The organism is Neomegalonema sp., assembly GCF_028688855.1.
Taxonomy (GTDB): Bacteria; Pseudomonadota; Alphaproteobacteria; order Rhodobacterales; family Rhodobacteraceae; genus Neomegalonema.
In genome coordinates this window covers 291,345-309,647 of the sequence record NZ_JAQTXI010000001.1, presented here as the reverse complement: position 1 = coordinate 309,647, position 18,303 = coordinate 291,345, and the positions used below count along the sequence as shown (strand labels likewise).

15 protein-coding genes are annotated in these 18,303 nt (G+C 71.0%); 12 read left to right on the top strand and 3 right to left on the bottom strand.

From position 1 onward, the window contains the following. Positions 1-19 precede the first annotated feature (19 nt). From PHN62_RS01520 to PHN62_RS01490, 7 genes are all read left to right on the top strand, one after another. Positions 20-976, top strand: a complete 957-nt coding sequence (locus PHN62_RS01520; RefSeq protein WP_300145278.1) for a cell wall hydrolase — start codon at positions 20-22, stop codon at positions 974-976. 135 nt (positions 977-1,111) lie between these two features. Then, positions 1,112-1,861, top strand: coding sequence for a sulfite exporter TauE/SafE family protein (locus tag PHN62_RS01515; RefSeq protein WP_300145275.1), 750 nt, complete (start codon positions 1,112-1,114; stop codon positions 1,859-1,861). A 17-nt stretch (positions 1,862-1,878) separates the two neighbouring features. Beyond that, positions 1,879-2,760 carry an SDR family oxidoreductase gene (locus tag PHN62_RS01510; RefSeq protein ID WP_300145272.1) on the top strand — a complete coding sequence of 294 codons (882 nt, stop codon included), beginning with the start codon at positions 1,879-1,881 and terminating at the stop codon, positions 2,758-2,760. A 75-nt stretch (positions 2,761-2,835) separates the two neighbouring features. After that, a complete protein-coding gene (locus PHN62_RS01505; RefSeq protein ID WP_300145269.1) occupies positions 2,836-4,215 on the top strand; it encodes a glycosyltransferase in 1,380 nt (459 codons plus the stop codon). Continuing rightward, positions 4,212-5,738: an oligosaccharide flippase family protein gene (locus PHN62_RS01500; RefSeq protein ID WP_300145267.1), complete on the top strand. Its 1,527-nt coding sequence runs from the start codon at positions 4,212-4,214 to the stop codon at positions 5,736-5,738. Before PHN62_RS01505 ends, PHN62_RS01500 begins: the two co-directional genes overlap by 4 nt. A gap of 117 nt (positions 5,739-5,855) precedes the next feature. Beyond that, positions 5,856-7,247, top strand: coding sequence for a cytochrome P450 (locus tag PHN62_RS01495; RefSeq protein WP_300145265.1), 1,392 nt, complete (start codon positions 5,856-5,858; stop codon positions 7,245-7,247). 313 nt (positions 7,248-7,560) lie between these two features. Then, a complete protein-coding gene (locus PHN62_RS01490; RefSeq protein ID WP_300145262.1) occupies positions 7,561-7,809 on the top strand; it encodes a DUF1127 domain-containing protein in 249 nt (82 codons plus the stop codon). A gap of 717 nt (positions 7,810-8,526) precedes the next feature. Here the strand turns inward: PHN62_RS01490 and PHN62_RS01485 are convergent. Together PHN62_RS01485 and PHN62_RS01480 are read right to left on the bottom strand one after the other, a co-directional pair. Further along, entirely contained in the window at positions 8,527-8,742 is a 216-nt protein-coding gene (locus PHN62_RS01485) for a cold-shock protein (protein ID WP_018631313.1), read from the bottom strand. Between the two features lie 277 nt (positions 8,743-9,019). Further along, positions 9,020-10,144, bottom strand: coding sequence for a porin (locus PHN62_RS01480; RefSeq protein WP_300145259.1), 1,125 nt, complete (start codon positions 10,142-10,144; stop codon positions 9,020-9,022). Between the two features lie 331 nt (positions 10,145-10,475). Between PHN62_RS01480 and PHN62_RS01475 the strand changes: the two genes are divergently transcribed. The 5 genes from PHN62_RS01475 to PHN62_RS01455 all read left to right on the top strand — a co-directional run bounded on the left by PHN62_RS01475 (position 10,476) and on the right by PHN62_RS01455 (position 15,732). Beyond that, a complete protein-coding gene (locus PHN62_RS01475) occupies positions 10,476-10,988 on the top strand; it encodes a DUF3576 domain-containing protein (RefSeq protein ID WP_300145257.1) in 513 nt (170 codons plus the stop codon). A 142-nt stretch (positions 10,989-11,130) separates the two neighbouring features. Next, positions 11,131-12,531, top strand: a complete 1,401-nt coding sequence (thrC, locus tag PHN62_RS01470; protein WP_300145255.1) for a threonine synthase — start codon at positions 11,131-11,133, stop codon at positions 12,529-12,531. Continuing rightward, a complete protein-coding gene (locus tag PHN62_RS01465) occupies positions 12,528-13,787 on the top strand; it encodes a pitrilysin family protein (RefSeq protein WP_300145253.1) in 1,260 nt (419 codons plus the stop codon). Before thrC ends, PHN62_RS01465 begins: the two co-directional genes overlap by 4 nt. 1 nt (position 13,788) lies before the next feature. Then, positions 13,789-14,421, top strand: coding sequence for a GNAT family protein (locus tag PHN62_RS01460; RefSeq protein WP_300145250.1), 633 nt, complete (start codon positions 13,789-13,791; stop codon positions 14,419-14,421). A gap of 87 nt (positions 14,422-14,508) precedes the next feature. Continuing rightward, positions 14,509-15,732 (top strand): EAL domain-containing protein, encoded by a 1,224-nt coding sequence (locus PHN62_RS01455; protein ID WP_300145248.1) that lies wholly within the window; start codon positions 14,509-14,511, stop codon positions 15,730-15,732. A gap of 5 nt (positions 15,733-15,737) precedes the next feature. Here PHN62_RS01455 and PHN62_RS01450 read toward each other — a convergent pair whose 3' ends face one another. Further along, on the bottom strand, positions 15,738-18,248 hold the full coding sequence (locus PHN62_RS01450) for a penicillin acylase family protein (RefSeq protein WP_300145245.1): 2,511 nt from the start codon (positions 18,246-18,248) through the stop codon (positions 15,738-15,740). Positions 18,249-18,303 lie beyond the last annotated feature (55 nt).

Sequence of the window (18,303 nt, the reverse complement as noted above, 5' to 3'; positions counted from 1 at the left end):
AAACATTGCGTAAGGATCCATGGAGACATCGCAGGTCTCTTCGGCGGTTCGACCTGGCGGCTCGCGTCGCTTCGCTCTTCGGTCAGCCGCCCTCGCCGCCGCCTCCCTGTCGCTCTTCGCGAGCGTGGACGCTTCGGCCACTCTGGACAAGATCTCCGAAGTCGAGCCGCCCATGGCTCTGCTTCTGGCTGAAGGCGCCCCCATGCGCTTCACCGTCGGCGAGAGCGCGGATTCCGTGCTGACCGCCGTCGGCGTCTCCGCCACGCCCGCCGACGCCCATTCCACCGTCGGACGCCTGCAGGACGAAAGCTTCGCCCTCGGCGTGGTCCACGGCTTCGGTCTCGGCGGCGCCCTGCCCTCCATCGCCACGCCCGAGGCCGCGCCCCAGCCCGAGGTGCGCGTCGCCTCGCTCGCGGATCTCTCGGGGCTCGCGGCGCTCGACACCGGCGCCCACGCGCTCCTCAAGGAAGGCCGCGAGGCCGTCGGCGCGGCGGCGCGCCAGGCCCGCGCCAACGCCAATCCCACCGGCCGCGCCCGCGACCGCACCAGGGACGCCAACGCCGCCGCCGAAACGAAATGCCTCTCCGACGCGGTCTATTTCGAAGCCCGCGGCGAATCCTACAATGGTCAGATCGCCGTGGCCGAGGTCATCCTCAACCGCGTCGAGGGGGCCGCCTTCCCGAATTCGGTCTGCGAGGTGGTCTATCAGGGCCAGCATCGCATGTTCGCCTGCCAGTTCTCCTTCGTCTGCGACGGCAAGCCCGAGGTCATCGCCGACCAGCGCGCCTATCGCCGCGCCCAGGAGATCGCCAAGCTCGTCCTCGGCGGCGAGCGGCGCGGAATCAGCGCCGGCGGCGGCAAGGACAAGGCCACGCATTATCACGCCCGTTCGGTCTCGCCGAGCTGGAGCCAGGCCTTCAAGCGCACCGCCACCATCGGCGAGCATGTGTTCTACGCCCGGCAGAACCGCCGCTGATCCCGCCCGACCGCAGCCCGGGCCTGACCCCCGGCGCGCGCGAGGGTCCTGAAATCCAGCCACGCCGTCCGGAGCCGCCGCTCCGGGCGGCGTCGTCCTGCGGAGGGGAGCCCCGCCCATGAAAACAGGTCCGTCATGAGTCCGGAAACCCTGTTCTGGGTCGCGGCCGCAGGAGCGGCCGTCGTCGTCGGCGTGAGCAAGGGCGGATTCGCCCCCGGCGCCGGATTCCTCGCCACGCCCATGCTCGCGCTGACCAGCGATCCGGCCACCGCCGCCGCCGTGATGCTGCCGCTGCTCTGTCTGATGGATCTCTTCGCGGTGCGCAGCTTCTGGAGGCTCTGGGACGCGCGTCAGGTGAAATCCATGGCGCTGGGCTCTCTGGCGGGGGTGGGCGCGGGATGGGCCGCCTTCCACCGGCTCGACGCCGATTCGCTGCGGCTGATGCTCGGGGCTCTGGCTCTGGGCTTCGTGGTCTGGAATCTGGTCAAGGGGCGGCTCAAGCCGCGCCCCGCCGCGTTTTCGGCGAAGCGCGCGGGATTCTGGGGCGCGCTGGCCGGATTCGCCAGCTTCTCGGCCCATGCGGGAGGCCCGCCCGCCACGATCCATCTGCTCTCGCAGAATCTCGACAAGACGCGGTTTCAGGCCACCATGGCGGCTTTCTTCGCCTTCGCGAATCTGATCAAGCTGCCGCCCTACGCCGCGCTTGGACTTTTCCGCACGGATGTGCTGACCATGGCGCTGGTTCTGGCGCCGCTCGCGCCGCTGAGCGTCTGGGCGGGCGCCTGGGCGCACCGACGCCTGTCCGACCGCTGGTTCTTCGGCCTGACGCAGGTTTGTCTTCTGGGGGCGGGGCTCAAGCTGGTCTGGGACGGCGCGGGCCTGTGAAGATGAGGAGTGAGCCCGTGAAACGCATGGTCTTCTTCGGCTACGGCTATAGCGCGGCGGCCCTGAGGCGGCGTCTGGAGCCGGCGGGATGGCGATTCCTCGCCACCGCCCGCACGCCCGGCAAACAGGCTCAGGCCGAGGCCGAAGGCGTCGAGGCGCAGCTCTGGGAGACCGCCGATCTCGACGGAATGCTCGGCGAGGGCGCGGCGGTTCTGGTCTCGGCGGCGCCGGGCGCCGGAGGCGTCGACCCCGTGCTGGCCCGCTGGGGCGAGGCCCTCGGGCGGAGGGCCGCGCGGGTGGGCTGGCTCGGCTATCTCTCGACGACCTCGGTCTACGGCGACTGGGGCGGCCAGTGGGTCGACGAGGATTCGGAGCTGCGGGCCGTCTCGGCGCGAGGCCTCGCGCGGGTCGCCGCCGAAGAAGCCTGGCTGGATCTGGGCGCCCGCACGGGGCTTCCGGTCCATGTCTTCCGGCTTTCGGGCATCTACGGGCCGGGGCGCGGCCCCTTCGAGAAGCTGCGTTCGGGCCGGAGCCTCACGGCGGTGAAGCCCGGACAGGTCTTCGGGCGCATCCACGCCGACGACATCGCTCTGGCGCTGTCGGCCTCGCTGCTCAAGCCGAGGCCGGGCCGCGTCTACAACGTCACCGACGACCATCCCTGTCCGCCCGAAGAGGCCATGGCCGCCGCCGCGCGTCTGCTGGGCCGGGCGCCGCCGCCGGAAGTCCCGGTGGAGGAGGCCGGGCTCACCGAGATGGGCCGCGAATTCTACGCCGACAACAAGCGGGTCTCGAACGCGCGGATCCGGAGAGAGCTCGGGATCTCCTGGGCCTACCCCACCTATCGCGAGGGATTCGCCGCCATCCTGGCCCGCGAGCCCGCCATGGGGCGATTGCTCTAGGCGCCGCAGGCGTAAACCCTCCCGAAAGCCCGCGCGTCCTATCTTCGGGCCTCCCGAAGCCGGAGGCCGCGCCCCGTGAAGATCCTGCTCGTCTCCTTCCATTTTCCGCCGCAGGCGCCTTTGGGCGCGCGGCGTCCGTCGAAGCTGGCCAAGCATCTTCTGACGGCGGGATGGGACGTGCGGGTGCTCTGCGCGGCGGAGTCCCAGCCTCTGGCCGGGCCGCACGACCTCGAAATCGACCCCTGGCGCGTCTTCCGCACCGACTGGACCGACTGGCGCCTGCTGCCCGACCGCGCTCTGGCGAGAGTCTTCGGCGCCTCCGGGCCTTCCTCCGCGGCCGCCAGCGGCCATGGCGCGCCGCCTCCGGCGCGGCGGAGTCTGCGCAAGCGGGCCCGCGCCTTCGCCCGCAGAAGCTACGAGCTCGCCTTCTGCCTGCCCGACGGCAAGCGCGGCTGGCGTCCGGCGGCGCTGAAGGCGGGCGAGTCGATCTTCCGGGGCTGGCGGCCTGACGTGATCTACGTCAGCGCGCCGCCGCATTCCTCGATCTCCCTGGCGCGGGATCTGGCGCGCCTCGCCGGAGACGTGCCCTGGGGACTCGAATTCCGCGACCGATGGGCGGGCGATTCCTACGCCGACCATCCCGCATGGCGTCGGGCGCTCGACCGCCGCATGGAGCGCCGCCTCATGGAGGAGGCTTCGCTGATCGGCGTGGTCTCGCCGCTCTGGGCCCAGGAGCTGGGGCGGCTCTATGATCCCGAGAAGGTCGTCCTCTCCATGAACGGCTTCGACCCCGAAGACCAGCCGCTCGACAGCGGAAGGCCCGATCTTCAGCCCGGCGGGCTTTATCTGCTCTACGCCGGGGCGATCTATCCGGGACGCCGCGACATGGCCCCCGTGCTGGAGGCCCTCGCGCGGCTGACGCCCGAAGAGCAATCCGCGATCCGGCTCGATCTCTACGGCGATCCGCGCCTGCAGGCCGCCGCCGAAGAAGCCGCTGCGCGGGGGCTCGGGATCCGCGTCGAGGCGCATCCCTCCATCTCCCACGCCGAGATCGTGGCGCGTCAATACGCCGCCGACGTGAATCTGCTCCTCGGCTGGAACGATCCCCGCGAGGGCGGCACCATCCCCGGCAAGCTCTTCGAGCTGATCGCCGCCCGACGCCCCACCCTCGCCACCGGCTGGGCCGAAGGCGCCGCCGGAAGGCTCGTGCGCGAAAGAGGGCTCGGGCTGGTCTCGACCGATCCGGGGGAGATCGCCGGATGGCTGCGCGGGCTGCTCCTTCGCAAGCGCGCCGAGGGCGCTTCGCCGATCCTGCCCGCCGCCATCCGCGAAGGCCTCTCGCGCGGCGAGCAGTTCGCTCCGCTGGAGAACCGGCTCCGGCGGATCGTCGAATCGCGGGCGACGGCCTCGTCGCCGCAAGCCGCCGTCTCGCCCGCCCGGCTCGCCGCCGAATGACCCTCTCCGCCCCCTCCGCCGCGGCTCCGGAGACTCCGCGCGAGGGCGCGAGCGACATCGGACGACGCATGGCGGGGGGCGCGCTCTGGACCATCGGCGCGCGGCTTCTGCCGCGTCTGGCGGGGCTGATGAGCATGATGCTCATGGCGCGGCTGCTCACGCCCGCCGATTTCGGCGTGGTGACGCTCGCCATGGCGGTCATGCTGGCGCTCCAGGCCTTTTCGGACCTCGGACTCAACGCCGTGCTGATCCACGACCAGCAGGCCGGGCGCGATCATTACGACACCGTATGGACCCTCACGCTGCTGCGGGGACTCCTCATCGCTTCGGCGCTCTGGCTGGGGGCGGGCCGGGCGGCGGAGTTCTTCGCGGCGCCCGCTCTGGAGGCCATCGCGGGGGCTCTGGCGCTCGGGGCGCTGATGGAGGGCCTGCGCAGTCCGGCGGCGGTGAATCTCGTCAAGGGCCTCGATTTCCGCCGCGACGCGCTGTACGTCGCGCTCCCGAGGCTGACGCAGACCTTCTCCTCGATGGGGTTGGCTCTGGCCTTCTGGCCCGATTCCCGCGCCCTGACGGGGGGAATCCTCATCGGCGGGGCTCTGGGGCTGATCCTCTCCTATCGGCTGGCGCCCTGGCGGCCGCGCTTCACCTTCAGGGCTCTGGGCGCGGTGATCGACTACGCCAAATGGATGTTCGCCTTCAATATTCTGGAGTTCCTGCGCCAGAAGTTCGACGCCCTGCTGATCGGCCGGATGCTCGGGCCGGGCGCGGTGAGCCTCTATCTGCTGGCTCATGAACTGGCCCATCTGGCCGCGACCGAGATCGCGGCTCCGGCGCGGCGGGCGCTTCTGCCGGGCTACGCGAAGCTTCAGAACGACCTTTCGGCCCTGCGCCGCGATTTCGGCGTCACCTTCGCGGCGGTGGCTCTGGCGGCGGCGCCCATGGCGGCGGGAGTCGCGCTGATCGCCGATCCGCTGGTGGCCTTCGCCTTCGGCCCGCAATGGACCGAGGCCGCCCCCGTGCTGCGGATTCTCGCCTTGGCGGGATTCCTCACGGCGGCGGCGGGGAACTGCCAACCCGTGCTGATGGCCACCGGAGCGCCCCGAGGACTCGCGCCCATCTCGCTCGCTTCTCTCGTGGTTGGCGCGAGCGGCATGGCGCTGGGGCTCAGGCTGGATGGTCTGCAAGGCGGCGCCTGGGGCGTGGTCGCCATGAGCGCGGTCTATTTCGGGCTGAATCTGCGCGCGGCGCTGAAACGGCTGGATCTGCCTCCGGGGGCGACCCTCGCGCCGGGACGCCGCATCCCCTGGGCCACGGCGGCCATGGCTCTGGTCGTCTGGAGCTTCCTGCGGCGCGCGCCGGAAGGGACTCCGCCCGCGCTGCTCTGCCTGGCGGCGGCGGGACTTGGCGCGGTCGTCTATGTGGCGGCGCTCTGGGGGCTCTGGCGGGCGGCCGGACGCCCCGAAGGCGCGGAATCGCTCGGCTTCGGCCTCATGGCGCGGCTCCTGCGGCGGAAGGCCTCCTAGATCCGTGGTCGCATTTTCGCGACGCGAAGCTCTTTCGGCGTCGCCGGACAATGCTCTGAAATTGCGCAGGCCGGGCCGCGCGCCCATATGCCGGGAGCCGCTTCAGGAGGCTCTCCCATGGCCGAACCCGCCCTTCCGCCGCGATTCTCGCCGCCGCCGCGCCCTCTGACCCTGCTTCGGGCCTTCTGGCGCATGCTGCGCGGCGCCGACGACATGGAGATGGTCCCTCAGACCGCCTATGAGGAGTTCCTCGTCGAGCAGCCCGTGTTGTTCGGGCCCCGGGTCTTCTACGCCACCGGCCCGGAGGAGACGCGCCGTCTGCTCGTCGAGAACGCCGCCAATTATCACAAGAGCCTCCTGACGCGGCGAATCCTCGGGCCGGGCCTGCGCGAGGGGCTGATCCTCGCGGAGGATGAAGTCTGGCGACGCCAGAGGCGGGCCATCGCGCCCCTGTTCCAGCCCCGCGTCTTCGAGGGCTACGCCGCCGCCATGACCCGCGCCGGGACCGAACTGGCCGAAGCCTGGGCCCGGGCGCCCGGAGGAATCGTCCGCGCCTCGGAGGGAACCGCCAGAGCCACCTATGACGTCATCATGGCGACGCTCTTCGGCGGCGGCGCGGGCTTCGACCGTCAGGAGCTGCGCAAGGCGGTGGACGTCTATCTCGACACGGCGGGGAGGCTCGGGGTTCTGGATCTCGCGCCGACGCCCTCCTGGCTGCCGAGGCCCCGCATCCGGCGAGGCGCCAGGGCGGTGGCGGGGCTGCGCGACGCCTTCCGCGAGATGACCGTCGCGCGCAGGGCGCAGAGGGGCGCCTCCGCGACGCCGGATCTTCTGGACCGGCTCATCGCCGCCGAAGATCCCGAGACCGGCGCCCGGCTGGACGACGAAGCCATCGTCGACAACATCCTGACGCTGATCGTGGCCGGGCATGAGACGACCGCTCTGGCCCTGGCCTGGAGCCTCCACCTCCTCGCAACCCATCCCGAGGCTCAGGAGCGCGCCGCCGCCGAAATCCGCGAGGTTCTCGGCGAGGCCCCCGCCCGCCTCGCCGACGTCGCCCGTCTGCCCTGGCTGAAGCAGGTGCTGAACGAAGCCCTGAGGCTCTATCCGACCATTCCGGCGGCCCTGCGCACGGCGGCGGGTCCGGATCGGCTCGGGGATCTGGAGATCCGCGCGGGGGACGTCTTCATCATCCCGCTCTATGCGATCCATCGCCATCGGCGGCTCTGGGAGAACCCCGACGCCTTCGACCCCGACCGCTTCTCGCCCGAACGCGCCGCCCGGATTCCCAAAGGCGCCTTCCTGCCCTTCGGCGCGGGCCCGAGGATCTGCGTCGGGGCGAGCTTCGCCCTGACCGAGGCGGTCCTCATTCTGGCGGAGATCCTGCGCCGCCTGAGCTTCGCGCCTCTGGAGGGCGTCGAGGTGCGGCCCCTCACGCGGCTGAGCCTCAAGCCGACCGGAGGACCCCCGTTGCGCGTCGCGCCGAGAGCCGCCGCCGGGGGAGCCTGAAAGGCGTCTGTCGATCCGGACAAACTCGCTCCGGGAGAGTCAGGCGCCTTTTCCGCAAGAGCGAAAGGCTCGGGACGCAGGCTTTTCCCTGAGCGCGCAAGAAACTGGTTTTCGCCCGTTCAACCCCTTTCAAATCGTTTTGAGAGAGCCTTGCGCCGCTGGCAAGGGTGATATGCGCCGGAGCGGGATTGGAGCTGCGGGGGTTTCGTCCTATATTGCATTGCACAAGAGAGCGGCGAGGACCTCCGGAGAGCCGGAGGATCCGAAAGCAAGAACCGCCGCCTCGCAACCGGCCTTCTAGAAAGATCTCACCATGTTCAAGAGCATCGTCTCCTACTTCTCCCGCCAGGCCCAGAGCCGCGCCCTCGCCTCCGAACTGGGCTCCATGACCGACCGCCAGCTGGCCGACATCGGCCTGAGCCGCGGCGACATCGACTTCGTCGTGCAGCAGAGCTACGGCGCCCAGCCCGAGCAGCAGATCGTCGCCGGCGACGTCTACGGCCGCAACCTGGCCCGCGTCTCCAACCTGACGACCATCTACGCCGGAAGCCGCCTCGCGTGAGGCCGCAACCCCGGACGCTCAGGGCGAATCGGCCCCATCCTCAAGCCTTCTGATCCGCCTCGGACCACGTCCGGGGCGGATTTTCGTCGCGCCCGCCGCCAGAGCGGCGCCGCCGCATCCGGGCGATCCACGACGATCCATGACGCGGGAGACGCCCCCAGGCGCGCTGTTCCACAGGCGCAGACCGGCTCTCGACGGCCTCGCATCCGGTCCCGACTTGACCCCTGATCTTCAGGATCCGGAGCGCGCTCCTGGCGAAGATCGCCATGTTTCAGGAACCAGGTCGGAGATGAAGAGGGCGATCTCCTCCGCAACGCCGCCAGCCGCCACGCCTCGCGGATCGCCCCTGGGGCGACGGGGATCCGGGCTTTCGAAGCCGCCGCGCGCCTCGATCCCCTGCGCCCATGAAGCCGCAAGGCGCGGCCTCGGGAAGCCGAGCTCCACCCCTCTCCGGGCGGCCCGCCGCTCGCCCGGCGGCGGCGCCCGATCCCGGGTCAGGAGCGTTTTTCCCACCGGGCCGGGGGCGTTCCAGAGCTCCCGCTCCTCCGGGGCGGCGCAGTTCATCCGGGCAGCAGCTCCAACCCGCCCCGATTGCGCTTCAGGCCGCAAGCCCCTGTCTTCACAGGGGATTTCGCCTCCTTTCCGCCCCCCCCGAAACGACGAAAGCGGCCCTCGCGGACCGCTTTCGCCGATTTCAAGAGCATGAGGCGGACGTGTTCAGCGCGCCGCCGTAACCCGAAGTTCGCCCGCCGAAGAACGGCCGCGACGGTCCTGAATCAGCTCGAAGTTGATCTTCTGACCCTCGGTGAGGGTGGTGAGGCCCGCCCGCTCGACCGCGGAGATGTGGACGAACACGTCCTGTCCCCCGGTCTCGGGCTGAATGAACCCATATCCCTTCTCGGGATTGAACCACTTGACGGTGCCAGCGGTCATCGCAATGCTCCTGAAATTCGGCGTCCAAACGAAAGCTCAGCCGTCCAGCGGCCGTTTGTTCAGCTCGTTTCCGAAGCTCAAGTCATCCGCAAGTCGGTAGCGTGCGATCTATACCATGGGTGGGGGACGCCGCGAAAGGGAAAACTCGCGCTCCAGAAGAGCGGCCGAGGGCGGTCCATCACGTCCGCGCTATAGAACATAAAAAGAACATTCCGCACGAAAAAAGAGCGGGCCGAAGCCCGCTCAAAAGTCGGATACTGGCGCGCGCAGGCGATCCTCAGAAGGAGAGCTGCGTCACGAGGCCCGCGCCGAAGCGGTCCGAAGCGTGCGGCGGGTCGATCCACTCGACGCCGGCCGAGATCACGACGCCCTGGCCGAGCTCGTAGTCGACGCCCAGCGAGGCGCCCTGCGCGACTTCGCCCTTGACGCGGGTGATGGAGTCGCCGCGGCCGTAGCCGACGCCGAAGGTCCAGGGGCCCGTGTTGTAGGCGCCGCCGACGCCGAAGCCGTCCCAGCCGTTGCCGTCATCCTCGTAGGCCGCGCCCACGGTGAACTGACGGAAGCCGAGGTTGCCGCCGACGGCCCAGGCGTCGTCGGTGCGGTTGCCGGCCGGGTCGATGGTGTAGCCGCCGCCGACGTCGACGGTGACGTCGTTGAAATTGCCGTTATAACGGACGCCGAACTCCCAGGCGTCGTTCGTGCTCGACAGCTCGGTGTTGGCGCCGCGGCCGCCGCGCGCGTTCGGGACGTAGGACACGCCCGCCTTCAGGCCGGAGAACGACGGGGTCCAGTAGGTGACCTTCAGCGCGTCGCCGGTCTCGCGACCATCGAAGCTCCAGCCGCCGGCGGTGCCGTCGAAATGGTCGAAGAGGAAGCCGCCGCCGTTGGCCGCGTTGAACCAGGTGCCCTTCACGCCGGGGGTGCTGCGGTCGTGAGCGCCGTCCTCATGGCCGACCTCGAGACGACCGAAGCCGCCTTCGACCCAGCCCACGGACTCTTCGTACCAGTCGGCGCGGCCGGTGACGGTGTCGCGATCCGTGTAGTTGATGAACTGCTGGTTGCCGTTCGCATCCAGGATCGGGTTGCCGGTCGCGTCGACCAGGGTCGCGCGGCGGACGTGATCGGTGGTGCTCGGCCCGGTCGAGGTCTCGATCGGGAAGACCAGGCGGGCGCCGAAGGTCAGGCCGTTGTCGAGGGTGCCCTTCGCGGTGGCGACCAGCTCGCCGTCGGCGAGGAAGGCGCCGCGGGAGGTCCGGTCGGTGAAGGCCTTGGAGTGGAGATAGCCGGCGCCGAAGGTGTAGCTGCCGGAGAAGTCCAGCTCGAGGCCGGCCGCGGAGGCGCCGCCGACCGACGCGAAGGTGGTCGCGATCAAGGCGGAAGTGCCGAAAAGAATCTTCTTCATTTGGTCCCTCGCACTGTAGTGTGAGTTCGTTTGCATGCGCGGCGAAAGCCGATTAACGCTCTTCCACCTCGCGCTTTGTAGCCTGATGGGGCCCTCTTTGGTCAAGCCGGAATAGGATCACCCCTGACGACGAAGGCGCGTTGTTACAAGCCGGACACAGTTTTTACTTCGAACGCCCCGGATTTTACCCCTCCGGAGGCGTCTTGCGGCGCTTGGCATCCCGGGCGCCCTTGTTTAGATTCTCGCAAGGAATCCGCGCCTGCGTCTCGTCGCAGGACGGCGGCGGCTCCGGCGGCTCCGGTCGGCGGAGGCCCCTTGCAGAGGACATCGCATGACGAAATCCGCGCGCGCAGCCGCGACGGCGGCTCTTGCAGCCCTGGTTCTGGGCGGATGCTCGGCCCCCAGGGGCGTCGAGATCGGGCCGCCGGATCCGATCCACAATCCCAAGCCGGGAATCTTCGGCGAGGGCGGACTGAAGCTCTTCGGCGGCGCCTCGGGGCGGCGCGGGGCCGTCGAGACGCTTGGCGTCAACGCCTATCTCTGGCGGGCGGCGCTCGACACGCTCTCGATCCTGCCGCTGGCTTCGGCCGATCCGCTCGGCGGGGCGGTCACCACTGACTGGGGGCGAATCGGGCCCAACCCCAACGAGCGCGTCAAGGCCACCGCCTATGTGAAGAGCGCCGAGCTCAGCGCCAACGCCCTTGAGGTGGTGATCAACCGGCAGGTGAGCGACGGCGTGGGCGGATGGCGCGACGCGCCCGTCGCCGCCGACACCGCCCGCAGGCTCGAGGACGCCATCCTGCTCCGCGCCCGGCAGATCCGCATCCAGGAGACCGGGCGCTGAAGCTGCGGCCCCTCTGAATCCGGAGCGGCGGCGGGGCGGAGGGCTCCGCCGCCTCATTCCCCTTCAATCGCCGCGCAGGCGGAGATAGTAAGGCGCATCGCATCCCTTCCGGGTGCGAGGATCGAACACGGAGACTTCACGAATGCGATACGTCAGCACGCGGGGCGCGGCTCCGGTCCTGCCTTTCGAAGAGGCCATGCTGACGGGGCTGGCGCGCGACGGAGGGCTTTACGTCCCCGAAAGCTGGCCGGGCTTCTCGCAAGCCGATCTCGAGTCCTTCGCGGACCTGGGCTACGTCGAGACGGCGGCGCGCGTGCTGCGCCCCTTCATGGGCGAGGCCTTCCCCGACGCCGAGCTGCTGCCGCTGCTCGAAGCCGCCTATGGCCGCTTCGACTCGAAGCTCGTGGCGCCTCTGGTCCAGATCGGGCCCAACGACTGGCTCATGGAGCTGTTCCGGGGGCCGACGCTCGCCTTCAAGGACGTGGCCATGCAGCTCATCGGCCAGCTCTTCGACGCGGCCCTGCAGCGGCGAAACGCCCGCATGGCCATCGTCGGGGCGACCTCGGGCGACACCGGCGCCGCCGCCATCGAGGCCTTCCGGGGCCGCGGGAACGTCGACGTCTTCATCCTCTATCCGCATGGGCGGGTCTCGGAGGTGCAGCGCCGCCAGATGACCACCCCCACCGAAGCCAACGTCCACGCCCTCGCCGTCGAGGGCGACTTCGACGATTGCCAGGCCCTGCTCAAGGCCATGTTCAACGATTTCGAGTTCCGGGATTCGCTGAACCTCGGGGCGGTGAACTCCATCAACTGGATGCGCGTCCTGGCGCAGAGCGTCTATTACGTCCGGGCTCTGGCGGCGCTCGGGGCGCGGCCGGGCCGCGAGATCGACTTCAGCGTGCCCACCGGCAATTTCGGCGACATCTTCGCAGGATGGGCCGTCCGGCGCATGGGGCTTCCCGTGGGGCGGCTGGTCGTCGCCGCCAACGCCAACGACATCCTCGACCGCACGCTGAAGACCGGAACCTATCGCCGCGCCGCCGCCACCCTGCCCACCAGCAGCCCCAGCATGGACATCCAGATCTCCTCGAACTTCGAGCGTCTGGTCTTCGAGCTGCTCGACCGCGACGGCGCCGCGACCTCCGGCCTGATGCAGGATCTCTCCGCGAAGGGCGAATTCGTCCTGCCGCCCCGGGCTCTGGAGCGGCTGAGGGCCGAATTCGACTCCGCCTCCGCCGACGAAGCCGAGACTCGGGCCGTCATCGCGCGGATCCGCAGGGAGGCGGGCTTCCTCGTCGATCCCCACAGCGCGGTCGGGATCTCCGCCGCGACTCGCGTCAGAGGCGATTCGCGGCGGCCCATGGTCGCCCTGGCCACCGCCCATCCGGCCAAGTTCCCCGAAGCCGTCGAGGCCGCCACGGGCGAGCGTCCCGCCCTGCCGCCGCATCTGGCCGACCTCCACGCACGCCCCGAACGCGTGACGCGCCTGCCCAACGATCTGGCCGCCGTCCAGGCCCATATCCGCGGAAAGGCCCGCGCATGATCCGCGTCGACCAGCTGCCCAACGGCCTGCGCGTCGCCACCGAACGCATGGCCCATCTCGAAAGCGCCGCCGTCGGCGTCTTCGTGGACGTCGGCGCGCGCTCGGAGGCCCCCGCCGAAAACGGCGCCGCCCATTTCCTCGAACACATGGCCTTCAAGGGCACCCGGCGGCGCAGCGCCCGCCGCATCGCCGAGGAGATCGAGAACGTCGGCGGATGGATCAACGCCTACACCGCCCGCGAATCCACCGCCTACGTCGTGCGCGTGCTCGCCGGAGACGCGCCGCTCGGGCTGGACATCCTCGCCGACATCCTCCGCGACTCGGTCTTCGACCCCCAGGAGCTGGAGCGCGAGCGCGAGGTGATTCTCCAGGAGATCGGCGAGTGCTTCGACACCCCCGACGACGTGCTCTTCGAATGGCTCCAGGAGGTCAGCTACGAGGGCCAGCCCCTCGGGCGCTCCATCCTCGGCACCCGCAAGACCGTCAAGGCTCTGAAGCGCGAACAGATCCAGGGCTACATGGGCCGGCATTACAAGCCCGGCTCCATCGTGGTGGCCGCCGCGGGCGCCGTGGATCACGACCAGATCCTCAGGCTCGTGGAGGGGCTCTTCGGCGACATGGCCCCCGAGGCCCGCGCCGGATTCGAACCCGCCCGCTTCACCGGAGGCGTCCGGCGCAAGAAGAAGGCTCTGGAGCAGGCCCATGTCGCCTTCTCGCTGCCCGCTCCCGGCGTGCATGATCCCGAAAGGCTGACCCTCGCGCAGGTCTACGCCACGGCCATGGGCGGCGGCATGTCCTCGCGGCTCTTCCAGGAGATCCGCGAGAAGCGCGGACTCTGCTACACCGTCTCGGCCTTCGCCCAGAGCCAGAGCGACAGCGGCGAATTCACCGTCTACGCCGGAGTCGGCGAGGCCCGCATCGCCGAGGCCATGGGCGCCCTCGCCGAGGAGATGCGCAAGGGCGCCGCGGATCTCTCCGAAGAGGAGGCCGCCCGCGCCCGCGCCCAGATCCGCGCCTCCATCCTCATGAGCCGCGAATCGCCCATGAGCCGCGCCGAAAGGCTCGCGCGGCAGCTGCTGACCTATGGACGCGTGGTCCCCACCGAAGAGACCCTCGCGCGGATCGACGCCGCCGACGCCCCGAGGCTCCGGGAGTTCGGCGCCGGTCTGCTCGGACAGGCCCCGGCCCTCGCGCTCTACGGACCCATCGACAAGGCGCTGGAGACCGAAGCCTTCGCCGAACGTCTGGCGGGCTGAGATGCGCGCGCCCCTCGATCTTCTGCGGAGGATCCGGGAGGCGGTGGAGCCGCCCGATCCGCCGGCGCGCGAAGCCGACAGGCTCGAATCGGCGCGGCTGATCCTGCGGCCGCCCCGCGCCGCCGACGGCGAATCCTGGATCGCCGTGCGGCGGGCCAGCGCCGAATTCCTCCAGCCCTGGGAGCCGCTCTGGCCGAGCGACCATCTCGGGCGTTCGTCCTGGCGGCGGCGGCTCTCCTGGATGCGCGCCGAGATGGAGGCCGACCGCGCGCGGTTCTGGCTGCTCTTCCTGCGCGAGCGGCGCGAGGAGGTGGTGGGGGGGCTCTCCATGACCCAGATCCGGCGCGGCGCGGCCTCTTCGGCGCAGATCGGCTACTGGATGGGCCAGGCCTGGGCCGGGCGCGGACTCATGACCGAGGCCGTCGCCGCCGCCCGGACCCACGCCTTCCAGAGACTCGGGCTGCGGCGGCTGGAGGCGGCCTGTCTGCCCGCCAACCTCCCTTCGCAGCGCCTGCTGCGGCGTCTGGGCTTCCAGCAGGAGGGGCTCGCGCGCGGCTATCTGGAGGTCAACGGGCGTCCGGAGGATCATCTCCTCTTTTCCCTGCTTGCGGAAGACGCGCCGCTCACGCGATGATGCCCGCCGAATTCACGTGATCCGGATATTTCCGCCAGAGGCTCCGGACGCGCCGGAATCCAGGCGAAGCGACGCGGGTGAAGCTCTGTGGGATCTGATGGACGGGGAAGCCTCCGGCGGGGACGCGGCGAAGGCGAGGCGCCTTGCGCGCTCGTCCGGCTTTCGGCCCGCTTCCAGTGCGAGGAGGCCGAAAGGCTCCGGGATCCGGCGCTGAGGCGGGCGGCGGGGGCGGCGCTCGGGGCGCGGCTGCGCAACGGGCTGAGGCCCGAAGACCGTCTGCGGACCCGCTTCGGGGAGAGCTTCGAATTCCTCGTGGCCGCCGCCGCCGATTCCCAGGGCGCGCGGGCGCTCGGCGAGCGGATGAGGACGCGGCTCTCGGGCTCTCTGGCGGTGGGGGGCCTGAGGCTCGAACCGGAGCTGGCCATGGGCTGGGCCGCCGTCGAGAGGCCCGCGGCCGCGCGGCGCGACCTCGGGATCTGGCGGGCGGCGGCGGTCCAGGCCCGGACGCGGCTGCGCCGGGAGCTCACGCGCGCCGATTCCGCCCTTGAAGCGCTCCTGCGCGCCGCGCTGAAGGATCAGGGGCTGACGCTGCTCTTCCAGCCGCTGCTGGATCTGCGGGGAGGACGGATCTCCGGCGCCGAGGCCCTGCTGCGGCTGACGGCGGCTCAGGCGCCCGGCCCGGCGAGCTTCATTCCCGTCGCCGAGCGGCGCGGGCTGATCCGGCCTCTGGGCGAAGCCGCGCTGCGCATGGCCGCCGAAGCCGCCTGCCGCTGGAGCCGGGAGGCCGCGCCGGGCTTCCGGCTCGGGGTGAACGTCGCGCCGCAGCAGCTGGAGGCGGAGGACTTCCCCGACATGGCCCTGCGGCTCTGCGCGGAGGCGCGCTGCGCGCCCGGCCTGCTGGTGCTGGAGATCACCGAATCGACCGCCCTCGGCGATTCCGGCGCGGCGGCGCGGCGGCTGGAGATCCTGCGGGCCGCCGGATTCCGCGTGGCCCTCGACGATTTCGGCGCCGCCCACAGCGATCTCGAAAGGCTCTCCGCCCTGCCCGCCGATCTGCTCAAGATCGACGCCGCCCTGGTCGAGCGCGCGACGGAATCGGCTCAGGGCGCGCGGCTGCTGGAGAGCCTCGGGGCTCTGGCGCGGACGCTCGGGATGGAGACCGTCGGCGAGGGGGCGCGCTCGGCCCGGCATCTCGAAGCGCTGCGCCGGGCGGGCCTCGATTACGCCCAGGGGCATCAAGTCGGCCCGCCCCTGGCGGAGCCCGAATGGCGCCCCCGCATGGGCGAGGCCTGGCCGCAGGACGCAGGCTGAAAGGTTTATGGCGGCGTGAGGCGCATCACGCCCACGGCGCCCGCCTCGGCGTCCTCGCGCAGCATGGAGAGCGTCGCGTAATCCCCCGCCCGCCAGAGCATCGAGAAATCCGCATAGAAGCGCGACAGGAAATGGCCGCTCTGCCCCGTGCTCAGGGCGTAGAGCGAGCGGTCGAGGTCGGCGAAGTCGTAGATCGCCCGATAGCCGCCCGAATGGCGGTTGGCGTAAGGCTGCGGGCCGGTCCAGCGCATCAGGCCGCGATTGATCGTGTGGTCGTCGCCGCCCGATTCATGCACGATGTCGAAGATCCAGCCGAGATCCAGCCCCAGAAGCCGACGCTCGCCCAGAGGGTCGTGCTGGTGGATCGCCGGATGCGCCCGCCCCCAGCGCCAGGCGGAGAGGTCGGGGCCCCAGGTCGCGGAGAGCCGGTCGAGCGCCTCGTCCAGAGCCTCCCCCGCCAGATCCTGGCAGCCGCGCGCCGAGGAGGATCCCGCCGCCGCGCACCAGGCCTCGCCGACCGGACCCGCCTCGAAGACCCGCAGCAGGAATTCGGGACGCGCCCCCGGCAGACGCGCCGCAGCCTCGCCCAGACCCTGCTTCAGCAGACGGCCGGTCAGCACGTCGAGCCAGGCGGTGAAGATCAGCGGCTCGGCGGCCTCGGCGCGCATCTCGCCGTTCCATTCGAGCATCAGCCGCTTGAGCGCCTCCAGACGGCGCAGACGGCGCGGATCGGTCGGCGGCGGCCCCTCGGACTCCGCCTTCCAGAGCGGACCCGGAATCACGGGCGAAACCGCGATGGCCATGTCGGAGCCGACGTCGTTCTGGATCTGGCGGAAGCCCGCCGCCGTCTGGGGGTCGCGCTCCAGCAGGCGTTCGATCCGCGCCAGACGCCACGGAGCGTCCCAGTCGAAGGAGATGTGCCGCGGATAGGCCTCGGCGCCCATGCGGGCGTTGGCCGCCGCCACCCGGCCCTCCGGCGGACGCACCTTGCGCGGCAGATCCTCCGGCTCCATCCAGCCGAGCCAGTCGCCTTCGCCGGTCCAGCCCATCGCGGGCAGATAGCCGCGCGTGCGGCTCGCCTCGGGGCGCAGGGGCACCCGGCCCGCCGCCGTCATGGCCACGCCGCCCTCGTCGGCCACCGCCAGAGCCAGAGCCGGCGCCACGATCCTTTCCGAAGCCCGCAGCGCGTCTTCGAGGGTCTGGGCGCGGTTCAGCCCGAGAAAGGCGTCCAGAGTCGTGTCGTCCTCGGCGAGCCCCGTCCAGGCCAGGGCCGGGACATGGCCCTCGGGCGTGATCGCCGCGAGGTCGAAGAGCTCCAGAGGCAGCACCGGGCCGTGGCGCGTCTCGCGGATCGCGACCTCGCGCGAGGCCGCGCCCCGCGCCTTCAGGGTCTCGCGGCGCTCCAGGAAGGCTTGCGCCCCCTCCGGCGTCAGATAGGCCGAGCCGTCGCCCGGCGCGATGCGCTCGATGAAGAGGTCCTGATCATCCGCCCCGAGCGCCGCCCCGCCCCAGGCCACGCGGGCCGTGCGCCCGAAGATCACCGCCGGGACTCCAGGCAGGGTCGCGCCCATCACGCGCAGTCCAGGCGCCTGGAGCCGCGCCATGTGCCATTGCGTCGGGGCCGTCAGGGGAAGATGCGGGTCGTTGGCCAGAATCGGCGTGCGGGCCGCCGTGCGCGCGCCGCTCACCGCCCAGACGTTGGAGGCTCCCGCCGCCCCCGGACTCGTCAGGGCCGCAAGCCCCACATGAGGCGCCAGGCGCTCGGCGTCGCGGTCGGGGACCGGCGGCGGCGAACGCAGCGCAGGCGGACCCGGCGGAGGCGGAGGCGGACCCATCTCCGCCGGAGGCGGCGGCAGATCCGCCGCGCCCTCGGCCTCGAAGACGAGAAGCGCCCGCTCCGGCGGCAGACGGTTCAGCAGAAGCGCCCGACGCAGCTCCTCCGCCTGGGCCTTGCTCGCCCCGAGCGCGAAGAGCTTCAGCAGAGCCACGGAATCGGCGGGCCGCCAGTCCTCCAGCGGATCGGGATGGAGCCAGAACTCCGGCGCGCCGCGCCCGAGGCCCGTGCGGGCTTCGGAAAGCCGCAGGTTCACCCCCGCCGCATAGGCCTCCAGAATCCGCCGCGTCGCCGGATTCAGCGCCCGCAGGCTGGCTTCGGAGCGTCCGGAGAGATTCAGGGCCCGCAGATATTCGTCCAGCCCGAGGGCGGAAGGCCCGAAGAGCTCCGCAAGACGCCCCTGCGCCGTCTTGCGCGCGAGAATCATCCGCCAGAGACGGTCCTGGGCGTGGACGTAGCCGAGCGCGTAAAAGGCGTCGGCCTCGCTGGAGGCGAAGACATGCGGCATGGCCCGCGAATCGCGCAGGATCTCGACTTCGGCGGAAAGCTCCGGCGCGATCCGCCGCCCGCCGTAGTCCGGCAGGGACCGGGAGGCCAGGAACCAGGCCAGCAGAAGCCCGCCCGCGCCCGCCAGAAGCAGAGCCGTCGTCAGCCGCCGGACCGCCCGCAGAAATCCTCCCATCGCCGCTCCCGCCGCCATGTCGCCGGCCGCTCACCTGCGCCCGGCGGGCTTGACC

Bases quoted from the DNA above. Each gene is read 5' to 3' on its own strand.
- PHN62_RS01485 (WP_018631313.1), bottom strand. From the start codon at position 8,742: ATGACCGCTGGCACCGTCAAGTGGTTCAATCCCGAGAAGGGATATGGG.
- PHN62_RS01475 (WP_300145257.1), top strand. From the start codon at position 10,476: ATGACGAAATCCGCGCGCGCAGCCGCGACGGCGGCTCTTGCAGCCCTG.
- PHN62_RS01465 (WP_300145253.1), top strand. From the start codon at position 12,528: ATGATCCGCGTCGACCAGCTGCCCAACGGCCTGCGCGTCGCCACCGAA.
- PHN62_RS01495 (WP_300145265.1), top strand. From the start codon at position 5,856: ATGGCCGAACCCGCCCTTCCGCCGCGATTCTCGCCGCCGCCGCGCCCT.
- thrC (WP_300145255.1), top strand. From the start codon at position 11,131: ATGCGATACGTCAGCACGCGGGGCGCGGCTCCGGTCCTGCCTTTCGAA.
- PHN62_RS01490 (WP_300145262.1), top strand. From the start codon at position 7,561: ATGTTCAAGAGCATCGTCTCCTACTTCTCCCGCCAGGCCCAGAGCCGC.
- PHN62_RS01460 (WP_300145250.1), top strand. From the start codon at position 13,789: ATGCGCGCGCCCCTCGATCTTCTGCGGAGGATCCGGGAGGCGGTGGAG.
- PHN62_RS01450 (WP_300145245.1), bottom strand. From the start codon at position 18,248: ATGGGAGGATTTCTGCGGGCGGTCCGGCGGCTGACGACGGCTCTGCTT.
- PHN62_RS01500 (WP_300145267.1), top strand. From the start codon at position 4,212: ATGACCCTCTCCGCCCCCTCCGCCGCGGCTCCGGAGACTCCGCGCGAG.
- PHN62_RS01515 (WP_300145275.1), top strand. From the start codon at position 1,112: ATGAGTCCGGAAACCCTGTTCTGGGTCGCGGCCGCAGGAGCGGCCGTC.
- PHN62_RS01480 (WP_300145259.1), bottom strand. From the start codon at position 10,144: ATGAAGAAGATTCTTTTCGGCACTTCCGCCTTGATCGCGACCACCTTC.
- PHN62_RS01520 (WP_300145278.1), top strand. From the start codon at position 20: ATGGAGACATCGCAGGTCTCTTCGGCGGTTCGACCTGGCGGCTCGCGT.